Origin of the sequence: Campylobacter sp. IFREMER_LSEM_CL2256, from assembly GCF_025771645.1 — a bacterium.
GTDB lineage: Bacteria > Campylobacterota > Campylobacteria > Campylobacterales > Campylobacteraceae > Campylobacter_D.
Genome location: NZ_JAKMQQ010000001.1, coordinates 88,436 through 111,258 on the forward strand (window position 1 = coordinate 88,436; position 22,823 = coordinate 111,258).

The 22,823-nt window shown below is 28.1% G+C and carries 28 protein-coding genes; 20 read left to right on the top strand and 8 right to left on the bottom strand.

Annotation, left to right across the window (positions count from 1 at the left end):
- Window position 1: 1 nt before the first annotated feature.
- The 4 genes from uppS to truA are packed head-to-tail and all read left to right on the top strand — an operon-like array spanning window position 2 to window position 3,172.
- Complete coding sequence (uppS, locus tag L8U00_RS00455; RefSeq protein ID WP_263708131.1) at window positions 2–670, top strand: polyprenyl diphosphate synthase; 669 nt, start codon at window positions 2–4, stop codon at window positions 668–670.
- The gene (locus L8U00_RS00460) at window positions 667–1,416 is read left to right on the top strand and encodes a prepilin peptidase (RefSeq protein ID WP_263708132.1); all 750 of its coding nucleotides are present in this window, start codon (window positions 667–669) and stop codon (window positions 1,414–1,416) included. The genes uppS and L8U00_RS00460 overlap by 4 nt, the downstream gene beginning before the upstream one ends.
- Entirely contained in the window at window positions 1,413–2,438 is a 1,026-nt protein-coding gene (locus L8U00_RS00465) for an LptF/LptG family permease (protein ID WP_263708133.1), read from the top strand. The genes L8U00_RS00460 and L8U00_RS00465 overlap by 4 nt, the downstream gene beginning before the upstream one ends.
- Window positions 2,438–3,172 carry a tRNA pseudouridine(38-40) synthase TruA gene (gene truA / locus L8U00_RS00470; RefSeq protein WP_263708134.1) on the top strand — a complete coding sequence of 245 codons (735 nt, stop codon included), beginning with the start codon at window positions 2,438–2,440 and terminating at the stop codon, window positions 3,170–3,172. The genes L8U00_RS00465 and truA overlap by 1 nt, the downstream gene beginning before the upstream one ends.
- Here the strand turns inward: truA and L8U00_RS00475 are convergent.
- Window positions 3,126–4,004: an EamA family transporter gene (locus L8U00_RS00475; protein WP_263708135.1), complete on the bottom strand. Its 879-nt coding sequence runs from the start codon at window positions 4,002–4,004 to the stop codon at window positions 3,126–3,128. The genes truA and L8U00_RS00475 overlap by 47 nt on opposite strands.
- 1 nt (window position 4,005) lies before the next feature.
- Window positions 4,006–4,461 (bottom strand): methylated-DNA--[protein]-cysteine S-methyltransferase, encoded by a 456-nt coding sequence (locus tag L8U00_RS00480; RefSeq protein WP_263708136.1) that lies wholly within the window; start codon window positions 4,459–4,461, stop codon window positions 4,006–4,008.
- A gap of 109 nt (window positions 4,462–4,570) precedes the next feature.
- On the opposite strand from L8U00_RS00480, the gene L8U00_RS00485 reads away from it, so the two are divergent.
- The 11 genes from L8U00_RS00485 to L8U00_RS07820 all read left to right on the top strand — a co-directional run bounded on the left by L8U00_RS00485 (window position 4,571) and on the right by L8U00_RS07820 (window position 15,130).
- On the top strand, window positions 4,571–5,818 hold the full coding sequence (locus L8U00_RS00485) for an ankyrin repeat domain-containing protein (RefSeq protein ID WP_263708137.1): 1,248 nt from the start codon (window positions 4,571–4,573) through the stop codon (window positions 5,816–5,818).
- Entirely contained in the window at window positions 5,815–6,561 is a 747-nt protein-coding gene (locus tag L8U00_RS00490) for a short-chain dehydrogenase/reductase, subgroup 5 (protein ID WP_039618550.1), read from the top strand. Before L8U00_RS00485 ends, L8U00_RS00490 begins: the two co-directional genes overlap by 4 nt.
- Window positions 6,562–6,577: 16 nt before the next feature.
- On the top strand, window positions 6,578–8,290 hold the full coding sequence (locus L8U00_RS00495) for a Na+/H+ antiporter NhaC family protein (RefSeq protein ID WP_263706314.1): 1,713 nt from the start codon (window positions 6,578–6,580) through the stop codon (window positions 8,288–8,290).
- A complete protein-coding gene (gene trmA / locus L8U00_RS00500; RefSeq protein ID WP_263708138.1) occupies window positions 8,291–9,331 on the top strand; it encodes a tRNA (uridine(54)-C5)-methyltransferase TrmA in 1,041 nt (346 codons plus the stop codon). It abuts the gene before it with no gap.
- Between the two features lie 135 nt (window positions 9,332–9,466).
- On the top strand, window positions 9,467–9,808 hold the full coding sequence (locus L8U00_RS00505; protein WP_263708218.1) for a MarR family winged helix-turn-helix transcriptional regulator: 342 nt from the start codon (window positions 9,467–9,469) through the stop codon (window positions 9,806–9,808).
- Window positions 9,809–9,819: 11 nt separating this feature from the next.
- Complete coding sequence (locus tag L8U00_RS00510) at window positions 9,820–10,992, top strand: MFS transporter (RefSeq protein ID WP_263708139.1); 1,173 nt, start codon at window positions 9,820–9,822, stop codon at window positions 10,990–10,992.
- A gap of 69 nt (window positions 10,993–11,061) precedes the next feature.
- Window positions 11,062–11,421, top strand: a complete 360-nt coding sequence (locus L8U00_RS00515; protein ID WP_258108542.1) for a CoA-binding protein — start codon at window positions 11,062–11,064, stop codon at window positions 11,419–11,421.
- Window positions 11,422–11,423: 2 nt separating this feature from the next.
- Window positions 11,424–12,635: a threonine ammonia-lyase gene (gene ilvA / locus L8U00_RS00520; protein WP_263708140.1), complete on the top strand. Its 1,212-nt coding sequence runs from the start codon at window positions 11,424–11,426 to the stop codon at window positions 12,633–12,635.
- Between the two features lie 47 nt (window positions 12,636–12,682).
- Window positions 12,683–13,174, top strand: a complete 492-nt coding sequence (locus tag L8U00_RS00525) for a PAS domain-containing protein (RefSeq protein ID WP_263663164.1) — start codon at window positions 12,683–12,685, stop codon at window positions 13,172–13,174.
- 80 nt (window positions 13,175–13,254) lie between these two features.
- The gene (locus tag L8U00_RS00530; protein ID WP_263663165.1) at window positions 13,255–13,746 is read left to right on the top strand and encodes a PAS domain-containing protein; all 492 of its coding nucleotides are present in this window, start codon (window positions 13,255–13,257) and stop codon (window positions 13,744–13,746) included.
- Between the two features lie 649 nt (window positions 13,747–14,395).
- Entirely contained in the window at window positions 14,396–15,130 is a 735-nt protein-coding gene (locus L8U00_RS07820; RefSeq protein WP_412175417.1) for a methyl-accepting chemotaxis protein, read from the top strand.
- Window positions 15,131–15,144: 14 nt separating this feature from the next.
- On the opposite strand, the gene lon is transcribed toward L8U00_RS07820, so the two are convergent.
- Both lon and bamD read right to left on the bottom strand, forming a co-directional pair.
- Complete coding sequence (gene lon / locus L8U00_RS00540; RefSeq protein ID WP_263708142.1) at window positions 15,145–17,523, bottom strand: endopeptidase La; 2,379 nt, start codon at window positions 17,521–17,523, stop codon at window positions 15,145–15,147.
- Window positions 17,523–18,179, bottom strand: coding sequence for an outer membrane protein assembly factor BamD (gene bamD, locus L8U00_RS00545; RefSeq protein WP_263708143.1), 657 nt, complete (start codon window positions 18,177–18,179; stop codon window positions 17,523–17,525). Before bamD ends, lon begins: the two co-directional genes overlap by 1 nt.
- A 176-nt stretch (window positions 18,180–18,355) precedes the next feature.
- Here bamD and fliW point away from each other — a divergent pair, with 176 nt between their 5' ends.
- The 5 genes from fliW to L8U00_RS00570 are packed head-to-tail and all read left to right on the top strand — an operon-like array spanning window position 18,356 to window position 20,903.
- Window positions 18,356–18,751 (top strand): flagellar assembly protein FliW, encoded by a 396-nt coding sequence (gene fliW / locus L8U00_RS00550; protein ID WP_263663168.1) that lies wholly within the window; start codon window positions 18,356–18,358, stop codon window positions 18,749–18,751.
- The gene (locus tag L8U00_RS00555) at window positions 18,751–19,479 is read left to right on the top strand and encodes a pyrroline-5-carboxylate reductase (RefSeq protein WP_263708144.1); all 729 of its coding nucleotides are present in this window, start codon (window positions 18,751–18,753) and stop codon (window positions 19,477–19,479) included. Before fliW ends, L8U00_RS00555 begins: the two co-directional genes overlap by 1 nt.
- Window positions 19,476–19,772 carry a hypothetical protein gene (locus L8U00_RS00560; protein WP_263708145.1) on the top strand — a complete coding sequence of 99 codons (297 nt, stop codon included), beginning with the start codon at window positions 19,476–19,478 and terminating at the stop codon, window positions 19,770–19,772. Before L8U00_RS00555 ends, L8U00_RS00560 begins: the two co-directional genes overlap by 4 nt.
- Window positions 19,756–20,484: a prepilin-type N-terminal cleavage/methylation domain-containing protein gene (locus tag L8U00_RS00565; protein ID WP_263678706.1), complete on the top strand. Its 729-nt coding sequence runs from the start codon at window positions 19,756–19,758 to the stop codon at window positions 20,482–20,484. Before L8U00_RS00560 ends, L8U00_RS00565 begins: the two co-directional genes overlap by 17 nt.
- Complete coding sequence (locus tag L8U00_RS00570) at window positions 20,481–20,903, top strand: hypothetical protein (protein WP_263678705.1); 423 nt, start codon at window positions 20,481–20,483, stop codon at window positions 20,901–20,903. Before L8U00_RS00565 ends, L8U00_RS00570 begins: the two co-directional genes overlap by 4 nt.
- Here the strand turns inward: L8U00_RS00570 and L8U00_RS00575 are convergent.
- The 4 genes from L8U00_RS00575 to rpsF are packed head-to-tail and all read right to left on the bottom strand — an operon-like array spanning window position 20,885 to window position 22,754.
- Window positions 20,885–21,526 carry a MarC family protein gene (locus L8U00_RS00575; RefSeq protein WP_257396648.1) on the bottom strand — a complete coding sequence of 214 codons (642 nt, stop codon included), beginning with the start codon at window positions 21,524–21,526 and terminating at the stop codon, window positions 20,885–20,887. The two genes, L8U00_RS00570 and L8U00_RS00575, sit on opposite strands and share 19 nt — an antisense overlap.
- A 51-nt stretch (window positions 21,527–21,577) precedes the next feature.
- Window positions 21,578–21,838: a 30S ribosomal protein S18 gene (rpsR, locus tag L8U00_RS00580; protein ID WP_039618521.1), complete on the bottom strand. Its 261-nt coding sequence runs from the start codon at window positions 21,836–21,838 to the stop codon at window positions 21,578–21,580.
- Window positions 21,839–21,848: 10 nt separating this feature from the next.
- On the bottom strand, window positions 21,849–22,376 hold the full coding sequence (locus tag L8U00_RS00585; RefSeq protein ID WP_263663174.1) for a single-stranded DNA-binding protein: 528 nt from the start codon (window positions 22,374–22,376) through the stop codon (window positions 21,849–21,851).
- Window positions 22,377–22,379: 3 nt separating this feature from the next.
- Window positions 22,380–22,754 carry a 30S ribosomal protein S6 gene (rpsF, locus tag L8U00_RS00590; RefSeq protein WP_263708146.1) on the bottom strand — a complete coding sequence of 125 codons (375 nt, stop codon included), beginning with the start codon at window positions 22,752–22,754 and terminating at the stop codon, window positions 22,380–22,382.
- Between the last annotated feature and the right edge of the window lie 69 nt (window positions 22,755–22,823).

The following is a 22,823-nucleotide window of genomic DNA, read 5'->3' on the forward strand; positions in this document are numbered from 1 at the left end:
AATGAATGAGTTAAAACATCTTGCTGTGGTAATGGATGGCAATAGAAGATGGGCTAGAAAAAATGGACTTTTAGAAAAAATTGGCTATAGTCAAGGTGCTAAAGTTGTTGAAAAAATCATAGAAGTATGTATAGATGAAAAAATTCAAAATTTAACCCTTTATGCTTTTAGTACAGAAAATTGGCAAAGACCAAAAGAAGAAGTGGAGTTTCTTTTTAAACTATTAAATAAATATCTTGATGAGTCTTTAAATAAATTTGTAGCCAATGAAGTGTGTTTTAAAGCCATAGGAAATTTAAGTCTTTTAGATGAATTAACCTTAAAAAAAATACAAAATTTACAAGAACAAACTAAAAACTACACAAAATTATGCGTTAATTTGGCTATTTCTTACGGAGGTAAGGATGAAATAGTTAGAGCGGTTAAAAAGGTGATTGAAAAAAATCTTGAAATTAATGAAGCAAATATACAAGCAAATCTTGACTTAAGCGAGGATGTGGATTTGTTTTTAAGGGTAGGGAGTGCTAAAAGAATTTCAAATTTTTTATTATGGCAATCAAGTTATGCAGAAATTTATTTTAGTCAAACCTTATTTCCTGCACTTACTAAAAAAGAAATCGCAAATATTATTACTGAGTTTAAAAAACGCAAAAGAACTTTTGGTAAATGATATTTTTCTTTTTATTACTAGGGCTTTGTATGGGTTCTTTTGTCAATGTTTTGATTTTAAGAACGATTCATAAAGAAAGTATAATAAGTCCAAGATCAAAATGTCCTAAGTGTCTTAAAACTTTGAAATTTTATCATCTTTTTCCTTTGTTATCTTTTGTATTTTTAAAAGGTAAATGTGCTTTTTGCAAAGAAAGAATTTCTTTGATTTATCCTTTTAATGAATTTATTTGTGCGTGTTTGTTTGTCTTTGCTTTTTATTTAATCGAAGATGTTTTTCAAATTTTAATTTTTGCTTGTATGCTAGCTATATTATTAGCGCTTTCTTGGATGGATTATTATTTAAAAGCAGTGAGTGAGCTTTGGCTTTGGATTTTATTTATTTTAGCTTTTTGTTTTGATTTTTTGCAAAATGGTTTAAATTTAGAGGATTTTCAAGATAGCTTTTTATTTCGCGTGTGTTTTGGGGCGGGGTTAATTTTCATACTAAAAAGTGTAATTAATTTTATTAAAAATTTTAAAAAAAGAGATGAAATTTTAGAAAGTTTAGGGGAAGGTGATGTTATAATAATAGCTTTGATTTTTGGAATTTTTGGCTATGAAAAAGGCTTTTTGGTTTTATTTATTGCAAGTTTTTTAAGTCTTTTGATGTTTATAAAAATAGCCAAGAAGGATTATCAAATGCCTATGATTCCTTTTTTATTTTGCGGAATTTTGATTAATCTAAGTATAGAAAGTATATTATGAAGCTAGTTTATAAGTATTTGCTTAATCAGTTTTTAAGCACAATGTTGTCTTTATTTTTTACCTTATTCATTATTGTTTCGATTATATTTTTTATACAACTTGCTAAAATTACTGCTTATATTGAAATTACTTTTTTTGAATTAATCAAATTATATATTTATCTTTTACCAAAGATATTGATTTTTACTTTACCCATATCTTTTTTCATAGCTTTGACTTTGGCCTTTTATAGGCTTTCTAGGGAAAATGAAAGCACGGTGTTGTTTGCTTTGAGTATAGCTCCAAGCATGATAGCAAGTTTTTTTGCAAAAATTGCAGCTTTAGTAAGTGCTTTTATGCTTGTGGTGGTTTTGGTTTTTATACCTATATCTTTTGAACTTTTTGATAATTTTGTAGATTATAAAAAAATTAGCGCTAAAGTAAGCATAAAAACAGGAGAATTTGGACAAAGATATGGGGAATGGCTTGTTTTTATTGATGCTAAAAATTCTAATGAAACTTATAAAAATATCATAATGTATCATCCAAAGAAAAATCTACAAGATAAAGAACAAGTGATTTTAGCCAAAGAAGGAAAGTTAGAAACAAATGATGGGGTTATTACTTTTAAGCTAGATGAGGGAAAGGCTTATGAGATTAAAGAAGAAGATTGGCATATTTCTAGTTTTAAAAATTTATTAATTAAAAGCAAGCTTTCTTCTAAAGAATTAAATACTCAAAGTTTTTATGGGTATTGGTCTGATGTGACAAGCAATAAAGAAAAAGCAAAAGAATTTGTTATTTATATTCTTATAGCTTTATTTCCTTTAGCTAGCGTGCTTTTTGCACTCTCTTTTGGTATAGTAACTTATCGTTATGAAAAAGGTTTTGCTTATTTTGGAATTTTTGTGATTATTTTTGCTTATTTTACGCTTTTGATTAGTTTTTATAATCCTCCTTTTGTAGCTATTGCTGTGATTTTTTCAAGCTTTTTAGTTACTTCTTTGTTTTATTTTAAAGCAAAAATTGCAAGTAAGTATTAATGCTTTTAAAATTAACTTTTTCTTATGATGGTTCTAAATTTCAAGGTTCAGCTACCCAACCACATAAGCTTAGTGTTCAAGATACCTTAGCGCAGGCCTTGTCGCATTTGGGTATTTATGAAAAGCCTTTATTTGCTTCAAGAACTGATAAAGGTGTGCATGCATTTAATGCGGTCGCTTGTGTAAAAGCGGGAGAACATTTTAAAGATTTTGTATATTTAAAAAATAAAATCAATTATTTTGCACACCCATTTATACATATAAAGCATATTCAAAGAATGCAAGAAAATTTTCAAGTGCGTTTTGATGTGCAAAAAAGAGTATATCGCTACATTATAAGTCATGAAAAATATAATCCTTTTTTAGCCTCTTATGTACATTTTTATCCAAAAATAAATATTGAATTAGCCAAGGAAATTGCATTTTTATTTGAAGGAGAGCATGATTTTAAACTCTTTCAAAAAGAAGGTTCTGATAGCAAAACAAGTATAAGAAAAATGTATAAAACTAGAGTTTATGCTTATAAAAATTACACTGTGTTTTATTTTGAAGCAAATGGCTTTTTAAGATCACAAATTAGAATGATGATGGCAAGTATTTTAAAAGTATTAGAAGGAAAAATGAGCCAAAATGAGCTTTTAGAACAAATTAATGCTAAAAAAGCTCATTGTAGATTTTTAGCTCCTGCTAGTGGTTTGTATTTGAGTAAGATTTCTTATTATAATAATGCATGATTTTTTTATGTATAAAAAATGAAAAAAGAATGATTAAAGTCCCCATGCAAAAAGGTAGCAGTTCTACATCTACTCCAAAAATACTCATATTGATAAAAATACTTATAGGTATAATGGCATTATTCATCAAGGCTAAAACTCCACTATCTACTTCAGTAGAGCCTTTATTCCATAAAAAATATCCAAGTCCTGAAGCAATAGTCCCAAGATAAATCAAAGCTATCCAAGAGCTTAAATTGGATGGTAAATTATTATAATCTCCAAAAAATAAAAAAGCAGGTAAGGTTATACTGATTGCACCTAAATAAAAATAAGCAAAGGCTTCTTTTTGGCTTAAATTTGTATTTTTTTCTAATAAAATTTTATAAAAACTTTGTCCAGCTCCAAATACTAAATTAGCCCCTTGAATAAGTAAAAAGCCATATAAAAAATTAGAGTTAATATTATCAAATTTAACTACAAAAGCACCCATAATACATATAAAAATACTTATAAAATATAAATATCTAAGATTTTTTGAAAAAAGCCCATAAAAAAGCACAACGTAAAAAGGTGTAAAAATCGTAAAAAGCGCTACTTCGCTTACACTTAAATATAAAAAAGAATGATAATAAAATAAATTCATCACGCCAAGTTGCAAAGCCCCAATGCTTATGAGTTTTAGTTTTAAATGCAAATTTATCTTAAAATTTAAAAAAGGTAAAAATACCAATAAAGATAAAAAAACTTTTGCAAATGCTGCAAAAAAACTATCCATTTCTAAGGTAATAAAATGTCCAATTAATGGAAAAGAAAAAGCCCAAATAAAACTTGCTAGCAATAAACTTGGCATTTTAAAGCACGCCTTCTAATTTAAGTAAAGCCTCTTTGATAAATAAACCACCATTGTATCCACCTAAGTGATTTTTAGCTACTACTCTATGGCAAGGTATAAAAATTGCAAGTTTATTTTTAGAATTTGTATTACCTACTGCTCTAAAAGCTTTTGGGTGATTGATGAAAGAAGCAATTTCTTGATAAGTTTTAGTTTGCCCATAAGGAATTTTTATCAAAGCTTTATATACTTTTTGTTCAAATTCACTTCCCTGAAGAGCTAGAGGAGTATTAAAAGCAAAAAGTTTTTTGTTAAAATAAAGGTCTAGTTCTTCTAAGGCTTGTTCTAAAACAGGGGGGGGGTTATCTTTGGTAAAATTAGGTTTATATATAGTAAAATCAACATTAATAAGCTTATCTTTATCACTTTGTAAAAGAATATAAGCAAAATTAGCCTTGTAAAAACTTTGATACATATTTTTCCTTATTTAAAAGCAAGCATTGTATGAATTTTAAATTAATTAATTGTTATTAAAGCAAAAATTTAGTTAAAATAGTGATTTAATTTATATTCAAGGAAAATATTTGAAGATTTTATTATTTAGTTTGATTATAAGTTTAAATGCTTTAGCTTTGGATTATAGTTGTGAGTATGTTAAGGAAAATAAAGCTGATTTTTTCAAAGAATTTGAGCCAAAAAATACACAAGATTTTGCTCAAGTGGATTTAAATTGTGCTTTTTCTTTAAAAAATTATCAAATCACAAAAAGATTATATGAGCTTGCTAATGAAATTAGAGGAAGTAATAGTGCTTGTATGGGTGGAGAATATTTTAGTGATTTGAGAAAATTTGATTTTAAATTATTAGAAATTGCACTTGATCCACAAGACTATCAAAAGACTTTACAAGATCCTATAATACTTGAAGAAAAATTTGCAAAATTAAAAGCGTATTTTAGATTTTGGGCTTATCAAAGCATTGGAAATTTTAAACTTTTTAAGGAATTTTGGAAAGAATATAATAATGCGATTAATCCTTTAACAAGATATTTTCAAAAGGAATTTAATTTAGATAAAGCAAGTGCAATTTATTTTGCTAGTAATGCTTTGAATGAATTTTTAAACTGGGCAGTTGGCGAGACTAAAATCTTTAAAGATATTTCAGATTTTGAAAAATTTGTAGCTAATAAAAATAACTCTTTGGAGCAGATTAAAGAGTATATTTATACTAAAAAAATTAGTAATTTAGAATTAAACAATGGTTTTAAATCAGCCTTGTTAAATAATAGAGAAAGTGAGATTATAAGAGAATTTATTAAATTAGGTGTAAAAATAAATGAAGGTTATGAGTCTGCTTTATTTTTTGCACTAGATAATGCAGAAAATGTTAAGCTTTTGCTTGAAAATGAAGCGGTGGTTGATTATAAAAATTCTTTTGGAAAAACACCTTTGTTTTATGCTGTTGAATATAACAACTATAAGGTTGCCAAGCTTTTGCTTGAAAATGGTGCAAATGTAAATCAAAAATACATTAATGATAATGAAAAACTTTCTATTGCCAGTATGGGAAGCAATACGCCATATTTTATCACCTTATGTGCGCTTGAGCATACTTCTAAAAATATCTTTATGCATGGGGCAAATTATGCTGATGTAAAAATGCTTAAGTTGCTTATAGATTATAAAGCTAATTATAAAGAAATAGATGATTTAGGATTTAATGCTCTTGATTTTGCAATCATTGCAAAAAAAGAAGAAAATATTAAATTTTTAAGAAAACTTGGTTTAAAAGAAAATGAAAATTTGATGTTATATGAAGAGGCGCAACCATGAAAATTGCTTTAATAACAGGGGTAAGTTCAGGTTTTGGACTAGAGAGTTTAAAAGCCTTAATAGAACTTGATTATAAGGTTATAGCCATAGCAAGACGTAAAGAAAGGTTAGAAAAACTACAAGAGCTTTATGGGGATAAAATTTATCCTATCGTGCTTGATGTTAGGGATAAACAAGCGGTTTTTACAGCAATTGAAAATTTACCTCAAGATTTACAAAATATTTCTTTACTTGTTAATAACGCAGGTCTTGCTTTGGGTTTAAATGAGTTTGATTCTTTGGATATTGAAGATATTGAAGCCATGGTAGACACTAATATCAAAGGCTTTTTATATATAGCAAGAGCTACTTTACCTTTACTTAGAAAGGCAAAAAATGCTCATGTGATTAATCTTGGTTCAATTGCGGCAAATGTGCCTTATTATGGAGGTAATGTTTATTGTGGAACTAAGGCTTTTGTGGCACAATTTTCTAAAGCTTTAAGAACGGATTTGCGCGGAAGTAATATAAAGGTAACAAATATAGCTCCAGGGCTTTGTAAAACTGAATTTAGTGAAGTGAGATTTAAAGGTGATATTAAAAAGGCTGATGAGGTTTATGAAAATACTAAATATATTAAAGCTGAAGATATAGCAAAAATTATTACTTTTATTATTAGCTTGCCTGAGCATATTAATATTAACGAAATTGAACTTATGCCTGTGACTCAAACATGGGCAGGAACTTTTAGCGAGAAAATATAAAAACTTAAGGAAAAATATGAAAATTTTTTATTTATTATTAGCTCCCTTATTATTATTTGCTGATGCACAAGCAAATGCAGAACTTTTTGGAGTTTGGACGCTTTTACCACCGGTGATAGCTATTATTTTAGCTTTTATTACTAAAGATGTAGTGCTTTCGTTGTTTATTGGTGCATTAAGTGGTACTTTTATGTTAGGACTTATTGAAAATAGCATTTATCATGCTATCATTGCTTCTTTTACAGGCTTTATTTCTAAAGTGGTAAATGCCATGGCAAGTCCTGGTAATGCAGGAATTTTATTGCAAGTTTTAACTATAGGTGGGGTTGTAGCTCTTATTACTAAAACAGGTGGTACAAAAGCGGTTGCGGTTTGGCTTTCTACTAAAGCTAAGCAGGCAAAAAGCTCACAATTTGCTACTTGGTGCATGGGGATTTTTATTTTCTTTGATGATTATGCTAATTCATTAATCGTAGGTCCTATCATGCGTCCAGTGACAGATAAATTTAGAGTAAGTCGTGAAAAACTTGCTTTTATTATGGATGCAACTGCAGCACCAATTACTGGTCTTGCTATCATTTCTACTTGGATAGGACTTGAAATTTCTTTAATTCGTAGCGGATATGATTTAATCGATAATGCAACTTTTGCGCATTTAGGTATAGTAAAAGAAGAAATCAATGCTTTTGAAATCTTTGTACAAACCTTACCTTATAGATTTTATAATCTTTTTATGCTGATTTTTGTTGTTTTGACTATTTATACAGGTAGAGAATTTGGACCTATGTTAAAAGCTGAGCTTAGAGCTAGAGCGGGTAAATTTTCTCATGGTCATGAGCAAATTGATAATATAGAAGATAAGGTTTTAGAGCCAAAAGAGCATGTAAAATTACAAGCTTCTAATGCTATTATACCTCTAGCTGTTTTGATTGTATTTTCATTTATAGGTTTTTATTTTAGTGGTTATAATGCCCTAGATGATGCGAGTATTAAAGCACAAATTGATGCAGCACCATTTAGTTTATTTGCCTTTAGAGAAACTTTTGGCGCAGCTGATGCTTCGGTTGTATTATTTCAAGCAGCACTTTTAGCTACCATAGTAGCTATTATTTTAGGAATGTATAGAAAAATATTTACTTTAAAAGAAGCTATTGCAGTTTGGACCCATGGTTGGAGGACTATGATTATGACTGTGATTATTTTACTTTGTGCATGGTCATTAGCTTCTGTGATTAAGGATTTAGGAACTTCTAAATATTTAATTGATTTATTTTCAGATAAAACACCTATTTATTTGCTTCCTACAGCAATTTTTATTTTTGCTTCTATTATTTCTTTTTCAACGGGAACTAGTTATGGAACTATGGGTATTTTAATGCCTTTGGCTATTCCTTTAGCTATGGCTGTTGGGGTTCATAATGAATTAAGCGGAGCAGAGTTGCACCAATATATGATTATTAATATTTCAGGGGTTTTAACAGGAGCTATTTTTGGAGATCATTGCTCACCAATTTCTGATACAACTATACTTTCATCTATGGGAAGTAAGTGTGATCTTTTAGCTCATGTTAGTACACAAATGCCTTATGCTTTGAGTGTTTGTGCTATTAGTATACTTTGTGGTTATTTACCGGTAGCATTAGGACTTAATGTATGGCTAGGGCTTGTTTTTGGAATCTTAGCTATGATAGCTTTACTTTTTGTAGTTGGCAAAAAGGTAGATGCGTAAATGCATTTTGAAGAAAAAATTGCTTTAAATAAAGCATTGTTTTCTTCTTTATATAATGGAGAAATTCAGTGCTTTAAATCACCTTTAAAAGCTTATAGAACTAGGGCAGAATTTTCTATATATCATCATGAAAATGGGGAAATTTCTTATGCAATGTTTGAAAATAAGAAAAAAATTCCTATTGAGAAATTTGATATAGCAGATGAAAAAATTCAAGACTGTATGCCTATTTTATTAAATAATCTAAATGAAAATTTAAAACATAAGCTTTTTGGAGTAGAGTTTTTAGCTACAAAATTAGATTTAAGTATTACTTTGCTTTTCCATAAAAATATAGAGTTAATTGTACAAGATTTACAAGAATTAGCAGAAAAATTAAATCTCAAACTCATAGCAAGAAGCAGGGGTAAAAAACTTGTATTTAATGGAGAAAATTTAAGACAAGCTTTAAAAATCAATACAAATGAATTTTTATATGAGTTTAATAATGATTGTTTTATCCAGCCTAATACTTTCATCAATGAAAAGATGATCGAGTGGGTTATATCTTGCATTGGAAGTGATTTTAAACAAGATTTATTAGAGCTTTATTGTGGTTATGGAAATTTTACCATAGCTTTAGCAAGAAATTTTAACAAAGTTTTAGCAACTGAAATTTCTAAAAAAAATATCGAATTTGCTTTAAAAAATTGTGTTTTAAATTCTATTGAAAATATAACTTTTACAAGACTTTCTAGTGAAGAGTTGAGTCAAGCTTTGAAAAAAGAAAGAGAATTTAACCGTTTAAAAAACATAGATTTAGATAGCTTTAAAATATCTCATGTCTTAGTTGATCCTCCAAGAGCAGGGCTTGATCTAAGTGTGATTGAACTTATTAAAAATTATGAAAATATCATTTATATTTCGTGTAATCCTATCACTTTAAAAGAAAATCTCGAAATCTTATGTCAAAGTCACGAAATTTTAAATTTAGCCTTTTTTGATCAATTTGCTAATACCCCTCATTTTGAATGTGGGGTGCATTTAAAAATAAAAGCTTAGTATAAGTTAGAATTTATACAAGCTTTGTTATTATAAAAATAGTTGATTTAATCAATTAATTTTTATAAAGGATTTCTTATTTTATTTCAAAAAATTACTTATACAAATAGAAAAATACTCTATAAAGTCAATGAAATTTTAAAACCCTTTGGATTAAAATCAAGTGATTGGAGGGTTTTTGTATATTTAAATCATCATGGCTATAGTACTTTAGCTCCAATATGTGAGTTTTATCAGATGGATAAAGCTATACTTTCTAGAGTTGTTTCTAAATTAGCAAAACTTGAATATATAGAGTTTTTAAAAGCAGATGATAAAAGAGAAAAAATCATTACTTTAAGCGCTAAAGGTAAGGAAATTTTTTTAGATGCAAATGCTTATATAAGAAAATATGAAAGAAATATTTTAGATATCTTAGATGTAAAAGATCAAGAAAGACTTTTAAAATTACTTGATTATATCAATGAGAAAATTTAAAAGGTTTTTTCATGGGATTAAGTAAAAAATATAATTTATTTAATATAAATTTTTTCTGTATTTTTGGGATAAATTTTGCTATTTGTCTTGTTTTTTATATGAGTACTATTTCTAGCACAGATTATGTTTTAGGTGTTTTAAGCCTTCAAACTAGTACCGCAGGTCTTATCATGGGAGCTTTTGTTATAGGTGCTTTGCTTTCTAGACTTTATTTTGGTTCTATAATTGATGATGTTAATATAAAAAAGGTTATAGTGTTTTCACTTTTGTTTTATCTTTTTATTAATTTGCTATATTTGAAATTTTATAATGTGTATTTTTTGATTTTAATACGCTTTTTAGCAGGGATTTGTTATGGAATTTGTTCTTGTGCTTGTGGGGCAGCTATTGCTAGGATAATACCTAGCAATAAAAGAGGAGTTGGTATAGGATATTATGCTACAAGCGTTGTTTTAACTTCAGCCTTAGGGCCTTTTTTGGCCATAAAACTTGACTCTATCAATCAATTTTGGCTTAGTTTTTTAATAGCTTGTTTGAGTATTGTTTTTGCATTGGTTTTGTCTATTTTTTTAAAAGTAAGAAGATTTAAAAAACATCATCATATAAAAAGAAAATTTAGTATTTATAATTATTTTGAAAAATCAGTTTTAAATTTAGCCTTAGTGACCTTTTTGCTTGCATGTCCTTTTGGTGCTATTATAGCTTATATGAGTGCTTATACCCAAAGTTTAAATTTAGCTTTTGCTGGATCTATGTTTTTTGTGATATATGCTGGATTTTCTATGGTTTTTAGACCACTTGCTGGCAAAGTGTTTGATAAATATGGTGCTAATATTGTGATGATTTTTTCTTTTTTGAGTTTTATAGTATGTTTGCTTTTACTTGCTTTTGCATTAAATTTTTATATGATTATTTTAGCTGGAGTTTTTTGTGCGTTAGGTTATGCTAATGCTACTTCAAGTGCTCAAGCTTTAGCTATAAAACTTGCACCTAAAGAAAAAATGGGTTTGGCTAATTCTACATTTTTTATAGCCTTAGATTTTGGTATAGGAGTGAGTCCTTATTTGTTAGGCATTATAGAGCCAAGTATAGGTTTTGCTAATGTTTATGCTTTTTGTGCTTTATTAGTTGCAATGGCTTTGATTTTGTATTGTTTGTTGGTTGTAAAAAAAGCTTCTTGTTAATTTGATTTTAGATACAATGCTTTAAAAAGGAAAAAAGTATTGTGTGATAGTTATAAAATACTAAGTACTATGAAAAATATAGCCATCATAGGACTTAGCCCTAATCAAGATAAACCTTCTCATTTTGTAAGCAAATATTTACAAGATTTAGGTTATAAAATTTATCCCATCTACCCTAAAGAAGATTTTATTTTAAATGAAAGAGTTTATAGAAACTTAAAAGAAATCCCTTTTGAAGTTGATACGGTTGTAATGTTTAGAAAAGCAAGTTTTGCAAATGAAATTTTTGAGGATCTTTTGAGTAAAAAGATTAAAAATTTTTGGATGCAACTTGGCATTGCCAATGAAGAAATAATGCAAAAATGTAAAAAATATGGTATAAATTGCGTTCAAGATCGTTGCATTAAAATAGAACTACAAAAAGGATAATCATGGTTGAATTAAATAAAATTTATCAAGCAAAACAAAAAATCGCAGATTTTGTATTAAAAACCCCTTTTGTGTACTCTTCTTTTTTGAGTGAGTTTTTAGAAACTGATGTTTTTTTAAAATGTGAAAATTTGCAAAAAACAGGTGCTTATAAAATTAGAGGAGCTTATAATACAATAGCTAATTTAACTAAAGAACAAAAACAAGCAGGTGTAATAGCTGCAAGCGCAGGAAATCATGCGCAAGGAGTAGCAATTAGTGCTAAAAAATTCGGCATAGAAGCTGTGATTGTTATGCCTGAAGCTACGCCTTTATTAAAAGTAAGTGCGACTAAAAATTTAGGCGCAAAAGTGATTTTAAAAGGAGATAATTTTGATGAGGCTTATGCTTATGCACTAAATTATGCTAAAGAGCATCATTTAAATTTTATTCATCCTTTTGAGAATGAAAGTATTATAGCAGGGCAGGGTACTTTAATGCTTGAAATGCTTGATGAAATAAGTGATTTGGATATGATTTTAGCTCCAGTTGGTGGGGGAGGTTTGATTAGTGGAGTGGCAAGTGCTGCTAAGCAAATTAATCCTGCTATAAAAGTTATCGGAGTGAGTGCTAAGGGAGCTCCTGCGATGTATGAGAGTTTTAAAAGCAAAAAAATGATTAATTCAAAAGCTGTTAGAACTATAGCTGATGGCATAGCAGTACGTGATGTGAATAAAATTAATTTTGATATTATTCTTGAATGTGTTGATGATTTTATTCAAGTTGATGATGAAGAAATAGCTAATGCGGTATTGTATTTACTTGAAAAACACAAAATAACAGTTGAAGGAGCAGGAGCATCAGCAGTAGCTGCACTTTTGCATAAAAAAATAGATTTAAAAAATCATAAGAAAATCGGTGTGGTTTTAAGTGGTGGAAATATCGATGTGCAAATGTTAAATATCATTATAGAAAAAGGCTTATTTAAAGCTTTTAGAAAAATGCTTATTAATGTTACTTTAGTTGATAAACCAGGGGCTTTAAGTGCTTTAAGTGATGCGATTAAGGAAGCTCAGGCTAATATAGTTAAAATTGATTATGATAGATTTTCAACTAAGCTTGAATATGGTGATGCAATGATTTCAATTACCTTAGAAACTAAAGGAAAAGAACATCAAGAATTAGTTAGAAAGATACTTTATGATAAAGGTTTTAATTTTAATGAAATTTTATGATATATTAAATATAATATTTTTTAAATAAAATCAAAAAAAGGGTAGAAATGTCACAAGAAAAAATTTTAGAACCAGATACATTGATAACCTCTAAAACAGATTTAAAAGGAGATATCATTTATGCTAATGATGATTTTTTAAAATACGCTGGTTATAAAATGAATGAAATTTTGTATAAACCACACAATATTGTGCGTCATCCTGACATGCCAAAAACGGTTTTTAAATGTTTGTGGGATTATATACAAGATGGAAAAGAAATTTTTGCCTTTGTAAAAAATAAAACCAAACAAAATGATTATTATTGGGTTTTTACTAATGTTACAGCTTCATTTGATAATCAAGGAAATATTATAAATTATTATTCAGTAAGAAGAAAACCTAAAAGAGAGGCTATACCAGTTATAGAGCAAGTTTACAAGGTTTTATTAGAAGCTGAAAAAACTGGAGGTATAAAAGCTGGAGTGAATGAACTTATGAAGATAGTTAATTCTTATGGTATGAGTTATAACCAGTTAATTTTAGAGCTTCAAAAATAATTTTATAAAAATATTTAAAAAATGTTTTTATAAAAAAAGGTATAATTAGTCTGATTAATTTAAATTTAAGGAATTTATCTATGTCTTTGGAAAAAGTTCTAACTCCAGATGTTTTAATAACATCAAAAACTAATTTAAAAGGTGAAATTATCTATGCCAATGAGGATTTTTTAAAATACTCTGATTATAAAATTGATGAAATTTTATATAAACCTCATAGTATTATGCGTCATCCTGATATGCCAAGAACTGTTTTTAAATATTTATGGGATAATATTCAAATGAAAAGAGAGGTTTTTGCTTTTGTAAAAAATAAAACAAAATTTAATGATTATTATTGGGTTTTTGCAAACATAACAGCCTCTTGTGATTCTAATGAAAATATTTTAAATTATTATTCAGTAAGAAGAAAGCCTAAAGCAGAGGCTGTTAAAACAATAGAAGAAATTTATAAAGTTCTTATAAGAAAAGAAAAGGAAGGTGGTATAAAAGCAGGACTTGAAGAACTAAATGCTGTAGTAAAATCTTATGGGATGAGCTACAATGAATTAATAATGCAAATTCAAAAATAAAAGGATGTTGATGAAAAATATAGTATTAGTTGGTATTGGTCTGGGTATTTTATCTTGTGCAAATTCTATATATTTTATGGATTTTATTTCTTTTGGGTTTTCTTTGGCTTTGTTATTATTGTTTGTTTTTGCTTTTGTTGTTTTAAAAAAAGAAGATCAATTTAGCGATAAAATCTTAGATCTTAGTAGAGAATTAAAAAATGGTAATTTTGATTCAAGAATTGTATACATTAAATGTAGCAATAAAAAACTTAAAGAAATTGCGGATAATCTTAATAATACTATAGATGGCTTAGAAGCTTATTTGAGAGAAATTAATACCTCTATTGCTTGTTCTCAAAAGGGTGAGTATTTTAGAAGAGCTATTCCTGAAGGTTTAAAAGGAATTTTTGTTCATAATATTAACTTTATCAATAAAGCTTTAGATGATATAGAAAAAACAGGAAAATCTGTTTTTAAAAATGCTTTATCAAGAGAATTGATGGATTTGAGTTTAAATAGTCAAAATAAAAATTTAAATGACCTATCTTCTGCTTTAAATGGTATTATTAAGTTGATGAGGGAAGTTTTTGGTGATATTAAAATAATATCAGATACTGCTCAAAAGAATGGTTTAGAAGTGGGCAATTTGCAAGATTCGATTTCTTCTATGATGCAAGTGGCCGATGAGAGTAAAAATGCTGTTGATACTTTTGCCTCAAATGCTCAGAGTATTAATGCAATTGTAGAAGTTATTAGAGATATAGCAGATCAAACTAATCTTCTTGCGCTAAATGCAGCTATTGAGGCTGCTCGTGCGGGTGAACATGGAAGAGGTTTTGCTGTGGTTGCAGATGAGGTAAGACAACTTGCTGAAAAAACACAAAAAGCAACTGGCGAGATTACCTTGGCAATTCAAGTAATGAATCAAGAAATTGGCTCAATACAAGAAAATAGTGAAAAGGTATTTGATATTGCAAATTCTTCTAATAGCAAAATCGCTGATTTTAGCGAAGCATTTAGAAAATTAGAGGATAAAAGCTCTCATTTAGGAAAAGAATTTGTTAATTTTGCTTCTGATTTGACTTTATCGGCTATGAAAATAGATCATATTTTATATAAATCAGATGTTTATCTAACTCTTAATGGTTCTCAGCAAAATCTACAAAATCTTGATCCAATCTCCAGTCTATGTAAAGATGAAGATGCAAAAAGTATTTTCTGTCCTTTAATCTCTCAAAATGAAATGGATTCTAAGAGCGAAAAAATACAACACTCTGCAAATAAAGCTATAGAAATAGCTAAAAAAGAAAATATTTCAAAAGAAGATTATGATTCAATTATTAGTGACATAAGAGAGTTGGAAAAAGATAGCAAATTAATTATGGATAAACTAGAAGCTTAATAAGCTTCTAGTTTTTACACAAGAGCTATTTTTAATACTTCATTTAAAGTTTTTACCCCAATTATTTTCATATTTTTTATTACTTCCTCTGGGATATCTTTTAAATCTCTTTCGTAGTTTTTATGTGGAATAATAGCTGTTTTAATATCAGCTTTATAAGCAGCAATTAATTTTTCTTTTAAACCACCTATTGGTAAAACATTGCCCATTAAGTCAATCTCTCCTGTCATTGCAACATCAGATCTTACTTTTTTGTCACTAAAAATAGAGGCAATAGCTGTGGTGATTGTTATACCTGCACTTGGCCCATCTTTTGGTGTTGCACCATCTGGAACATGAATATGAAGATTGTATTGATTGTAAATACTTTCATCTTTTTTATAAAAAAGATTTTTTGGCGTTTTGATTTGTTCTTCATCAATTAAATTTTTAATAAGACTTTGAGCAATTTTTGCTGATTCTTTCATCACATCACCCAAACTTCCTGTAAGAGTTAACTCACCTTTGCCTTTGATTTTAATAGCTTCTATTTTTAAAACATCTCCACCCACTGCAGTCCATGCAAGTCCATTTACTTGACCGATTTTATTTTCTTTTTCATGTTTTTCTATTTCAAAGACTTTTTTGTTTAAAAAATCTTTTAAATTTTTAGTATTAATATGAATGTTTTTAATATTTTCTTCCAAAAGAAGTTTTTTAACACATTTTCTACAAACTTCAGCAATCTTTCTTCTTAAATTTCTTACACCTGATTCTCTGGTATATTCACTGACTATTAATTCTATAGCTTCATCATCAAAGTTAATTTCTTTTTCTTTTAGTCCATGTTTTTTTATTTCATCAGGTATGAGATAGTTTTTAGCTATTTGGAATTTTTCTTGAGGAGTGTAAGAGCTAAGTTCTATAAATTCCATTCTATCTTTTAAAGCAGGTGGGATTAAACTTGCATCATTTGCAGTAGCTATGAAAATAATTTTACTTAAATCAATGTTGAAATTTAGGTAATAATCTCTAAATTTAGTATTTTGTTCAGGATCTAAGATTTCAAGTAAAACTGCACTTGGATCTCCTCTATGGTTGCGACTTAGTTTATCAATCTCATCAAGCACTACTACAGGATTGCTTTGTTTAGCTTCTATAAGTCCTTGTATAATGCGTCCTGGCATAGCTCCTATATAGGTTCTTCTATGCCCTCTTAATTCATTTACATCTTCTAAACCGCCTAAAGCTATGCGTACTAATTCTCTTTTTAATGCTTTTGCGACTGAATTTGCTAAGGAAGTCTTACCAACACCTGGAGGTCCAACTAAACACAAGATAACTTTTGCACCATCTCTATCTTTAATTTTGCGTTTTTCTAAAAGCTCTTTTACTGCAAAATATTCTTCAATACGTTCTTTTGGTTTTTCTAATGCATAATGATCACTGTTAAGCTGTAAAGACACATCTTTTAAATTTAGTTTTTTCTTTGAAGAGTGTTCAAAAGGTATGTCTAAAACCGTTTCTATGTAAGTTTGCACCATAGAGGCTTCTGAGTTATCTTGATGAATTCTTTCGTATTTTTGAATTTGTTTTTTGATTTCTTTATAAGCTTCTTCATACATAAAAGCTTTTTTCTTTTCTAATTTTTTATTATATTCTTCTACTTCGCTTTCTTTTTGTATGTCACTTCCAAGCTCTCTTTGAATTTGCTTGAGCTGTTCTTTTAGGAAATATTCTTTATTGACTTTATCTATTTTAGAATGAACTTTGTTTTTGATTTCTTTTTGAATTTTATTTGCTTCAATTTCTTTAGCTAAATAATCAATTAAATTTAAAAGCTTGGTTTCTAAATTAGTTTCGATGAAAAATTCATACGCTTGTTGTTTTTTGATTTTAATGGAATTTAGTATTAAATCACAAATTCTACCAGGCTCGACATCTTCTTCTATGGTTCTTAAAAGATCGGGTGGAAAATAATGACTTACGGTAGATAAAGCCTTAGCTTTTTCTCTTACTACTTCGATGATTGCTTCTTTTTTTGTGCTGCATAATGGTTCTTGGTGGATTAAATCAACTAGAGCAAGTAAGGGGTCATCTGAAATTTTTTCAACTATCTTAGCTTTGGCATAACCTTGAAATAAAATTTTAATTCTACCATCAGGCAATGGAACTTTTCTCATAATGGTTCCAATAACCCCACAATCATAAATTTCATCAAAAGCACGTCCGCCTTCAATCTTAGATGGTGCTACAAAAATCATGCTTTCATTTTGTAAAGCAGTATCTAAGGCTTTGATATTTTGCATATCATTTAAAAAAATTGGTGTTATCATAAAAGGGTATAAAAAAAGCTCATCTTCCACAAGAACAGGAAGTTTTGTTGGATAGTTTTGAGTGTTTTCTAATTTCATTACATTATACCTTCTTCAAATATTTTTCTATACCATGGAAGTTCTGGTTTAATCATATCGATTTTATTAAAATCGGAATTTTCTATTTTTTGCTTATAAATCTCATAGCTTTGCTCTCTATTTTTTTTATGATATAACTCTGCTATGCTGGTATCAAGATAAAAAACCGCAAGATTAAATTTAGTAAGCATGGTGTCAATTAAATCATTATATTGCACATTAGGATAGCTTTGATTGTATTCTTTGATTTCTTCTATTGTTTTTAACATTAGTGCTTGATTACGATTTGGAACAGCAAAAGAGTCAAATTTGGCTTTGATTTTTAAATATCTTATATAAGCTACATTTTGTGAATCACCAAATTTATTTAAATATTCATCAAGATAAAAATTTGCCATTTCATACTCTTCTTCACTAATGTGAGCTTGAGCCAATATAAGCAAAGTTTGTTCTAATAATGGATCAGCTATATGTTCAGCCGCCATTGAAGTATAATGTTTATCAGCTGCTTCAAGATTTTTTTCTTGTAAATCTTTTATAATTTGTTGATACCATTCCATCGAACTTAGATTATACAAATCTTCGGCTTTTTTTGAGCTGCATGCCCCTAAAAATAAACCTGCGATAATAAACGAAAAAATAAAAAGTTTTTTCATGATGTTACCTTATAAATTTATATAGTTTATAATTATAGTGTTTTTATGTTTATGAAAATGTTAATTTTTGAATTAAAATTATAATCAAAAAGTTTTAATTAGCATAATTTAAAAAGTTGGAACTAAAATTGCTTTATGAGTTGTAATTTCTTAGTCAATAGATTTTAGGAGGCAAAATGAACTTAGAGGTTAAATGTCCTATTTTGGGGTTTGAAGATACCAAAAATATGAACTTTTATAAAATAGATGAGGTTTTTTATAGACTTAAAAGCCTTGATGGTAAAGATTTTTCTTTTGTGATGATTGATCCTTATATGATCCGTCCTGATTATGATTTTGAAGTACCTGATTATTATCAAGAATTATTAGCTTTAAATGAACAAACTAATTTTGGTGTATTTGTTATTGTCGCTATTAATGAGCCATTAGAAGAATCTACAGTTAATTTTTTAGCACCTGTTGTGATGAATTATGATAATAATTCTTTAGTACAAGTGATTTTAGATACAAGCAAATATCCTAATTATTTTCAATCTGAAAAGATTTCAGCTTTTATTAAACAAGCAAAATAATGTCTGAAATTTATATTTTAGGAAATGGCGCTATGGCAAGTGCTATAGCTAAAGGTTTAAAAGATACTTATAAAGTAGTTATTGTTGCTAGGGATTTAAAAAAAGCTAGTAGCTTAAATTTAGAAGTTTTATCTTATGAAGAATTTGATTTAGAAGATAAAAATGTTATTTTAGCATTTAAACCTTATGCTTTAGAAGAAGTAGCTATTAAATTAAAAGGCAAGGCAAGATGGCTTATTTCAGTTTTAGCAAATACTACTTTTGAGCAACTTCATTGTGTTAATGCGCAAAATTATATAAAAATCATGCCAAATACAGCAGCTGAATTTAAAGCCTCAGCGACTGCGTATTTGATGGAAGATGATTTATATAAAGATGAAATTTTATCTTTGTTAAATACTTTTGGTAAAACCATAGGTTTGCAAAATGAAAAAGAATTTGATGTGGCTATGGTTTTAAGTGGCTGCGCTCCTGCGTTTTTGGCTTTGGTAGCAGAAAGTTTAGCAAATGCAGGTGTGAAAAATGGTCTAAAAAATGAGCTTAGTTATGAGCTTACTCGTGCTTGTTTTGAAAGCTTTAGTGCTTTATTTAATCATACACATCCTGCTATTATTAAAGAAAAAATTTGTTCTCCAGCAGGAGTGACTATAAGAGGAGTTGAGGCTTTAGAAAAAAGAGCTTTGCGCGGTGCTTTTTTTGAAGCTTTTAATGTAAGTTTAAACAAATGAAGCAAGCTTTTAGTCTCCTAGAGCTTGCTTTTTGTATTGTAATTTTATCTTTTGTTTTTGGATCTTATTATCTTATATTTGCAAATAAATCTTTAAATATTATATGGCAAAATCAAATCCTTTTTAATGAAGAAAAAGAATTATTTATGCAAAATCCCTCATATAAGACAAAAGAAGTAAATATAAATACTTATAACTTTTTAGAATACACTAGTGATGAGTTTAAACTTAAATCTTTAAAAATAAAAGATTTATCCTATAAAGAAGCCTTTATAGATGAAAAAAGCTTTTAGTTTATTAGAGCTTGTGCTAAGCCTTGTTATCTTGGGTGTATTGATTGTTATCTTAAGCAATCCGGCTATACATCTTTATAATCATAGTTACAAAATTAAAAATTCCAACACAGTATTTTTAAATTTAAATCAAACTTTGCTTAGTATGGAAAAAATTTATCATTCTTGTTTAAATGCGACATTGACAAGTAGTTCTTTTGAGTGCTATATGAGTGCAAATGATGATATTTTTTATGATGTATCATTGAAAAAATTAAACTTTAGTGGCATTATTTTAGAAAACAATGAAAGTTTTTTTAGTCCAAAAAGCAATTTACATTTTATAGAAAATGGAAATTCTAAAGGAATTTTAAGTAATTATAAAGATATCCATAGCGAAAAAAAGTTAAAAATATATGCTAATGATTATATGTATTTTTATGATATAAAAAATTCAAAAATTTATAAAGCATTAGTGAATGATAGAGAGAAAATCCATTTTAATAATGAGAAATTTAGTGGATTTTATACTATTTTATATGCTTATGTTAGAGTATATTTAGAAAATGAAAATATTTATATGCAAATAGATGATTTAAATCATAATAAACGATCTTTTTTACTAGCTCAAAATATTTCAAAGCTTATTTTCAAGCAAGATGATAAGGCGCTAAAAGTTTTAATATGTGATAAAAGTCAAAATGAATGTTTATTTAAGTGGATGTTTTTATGAAAAAATCGTTTGCTATGGTTTATACAATATCTTTTATTTTATTTATCTCTTTTGTTATGGTATTTATAATAAAAATTTCTTCATATTCTCCAAGAATTATGAAAGATTTAACTCTTTATACTCAAGGAAAGATTTTGCTTTATGATACAAAAGAGCTTTCTAAATATTTTTTATATCAAGCCTATTTAGAGGGTAAAGAATGTTTAAATGAATATAATTTTGAATATAATAATATAAAAATACGAATTGATTATGCTTATCCTTTGGGTGAGTGTAAAGGATATAAATTGATAGCAAATGATGCTAATGCAAAAAGCATTATAGCGGTAAATATTAGTGTGTTGCTAAATGATAATAAAGCGGTAAATGAAGAAGTGTTTTTACAAAAAAGTTTTTTTGTTTATCCTAAATTAGATTGAATGTAAGTTTGAACTCCAATAGCTATCATTTTTACCCCCATAGCCATAATAAAAACTAAAGCAATACGTGAAAAAACATAAAGTACAAGCTTTCCTATGACTTTTTCAATGGTAGCTGAAAAGTGAAATAAAGCAAAAATAAAAGCAAAGGTAAGTAATACAGAAGCTATAGCTATAGCTAAATTTTGATCTTCTGAAATAACCACTATCGTTGAAAGTGTTCCAGGTCCTACTAGCATAGGAAATGCCATTGGAACTATACTTTTTTTCAATAATTCTTTATGACTTAATCCTTGATAATGTTGAAATTGAGAACTTGATGGAGTAAAAAGTAAGTTTTTAGTACTCATAATGATTAAAATCAAACCACCCGCAACTCTTAAATCATTAATATCTATTTTAAATAAATATTTCATAATAAACGGTCCAGAAAGTAAAAAAACTAAAACAATACAAAATGCAGTATAAATGATATTTCTAAAAAGTTTTTTTCTCGTATCAGCATCTAAGCCCTCAGTCATTGCGATAAATTGTGGAAGATTTCCAAAAGGATTTAAGACTGCTATAATAGCAACAGAAGCAAGTAAAATAGCATAAATTTCAGATTCTATATCTGAAAACATAAGACAACCTTTTATTTTCCCAAGCTTTTAAGCTTGGGATTGATTTAATAATTATAGTCCTTCAAAAGGATTAGTAACAACTTCTTTTCTATCTACGATATAAGGGATAAGTGCTACATGTCTTGCGCGTTTAATAGCAACTTCAACCATTTCTTGGTGTTTTTTGCTAGTACCTGTTAAACGGCGTGGCATGATTTTAAATCTTTCTGATAAAGCATGTTTTAACAATGCTGTATCTTTATAGTCTATAAAATCAACTTTAGCTTCTGTATATTTGCAATATTTACGTGAATATTTTCTTTTTTCTGCCATGTTTTTTCCTTTAAAATGGTAATTCTGTATCATCATCATATTTATCAATATCAATTTCCTTCATAGGAGCTTCCTTTTGAGGATTTTGATAAGTATTAGATGGGTTTGTTCTAGTTTGTACTTGAGCATAAGGATCAAAACTTTGTTGTTGGTTAAAATTTTGATTATAGCCATAATTTTGATTGTCAAAATTGTTTTGTTGGTTATTTTGTACAGTTGAACCTAGCATTTCTAAATTCTCAACTTGAATGCTGTGTTTTGATCTATTTTGTCCATTTTGATCGCTCCATTGCTCAAATCTCAAACGACCTTCAATTAAAACTTTACTACCTTTGTTAAGGTATTGATTAGCAATCTCTGCTGTTCTACCAAAAAAACTAATGTCGATAAAGCAGGTTTCTTCTCTTTTTTCTCCTGTATTTGTGCTAAATCTTCTTGTTACAGCTATAGCAGAAGAGCCTATTGCACTACCTGATGGAGCATAGCGCATCTCTATATCCCTTGTAAGATTACCTACTAAAACGACTTTATTAAACATTAATTAGCCTTCTGTACTTTCACTAACTTTGATTTCTTTTTTATTTTGTTTGATACCTTTGCTTAGTTTTTCCCAAGCTGCAATTTCTTTTTTATTTTCATATTTCACGATTAAAAATCTAATTACTTCTTCAGTGATTCTTAATACCCTTTCAAGCTCTGCTATTAAATTTGTAGGAGCTTTGAAATAAATCACAAAATAAGTTCCTCTTTCGTATTTTTTAATTTTATACGCAAGTTTTCTTGTTCCCATTGGAACTGCGCTTTCAATTTCTGCGCCATTTTTTGTAAGGACTTCTTTTACGAATTCCAACTTAGCACTTACTTCTTCTTCTGTAAGTGTCGGTTTTAATATGAATAAAACTTCATAATGTCTCATTTAATTTCTCCTTATGGATATAAAGCCTAAAATTTTTAGGCAAGGATTTTGCATAAAATGCAAATTTTA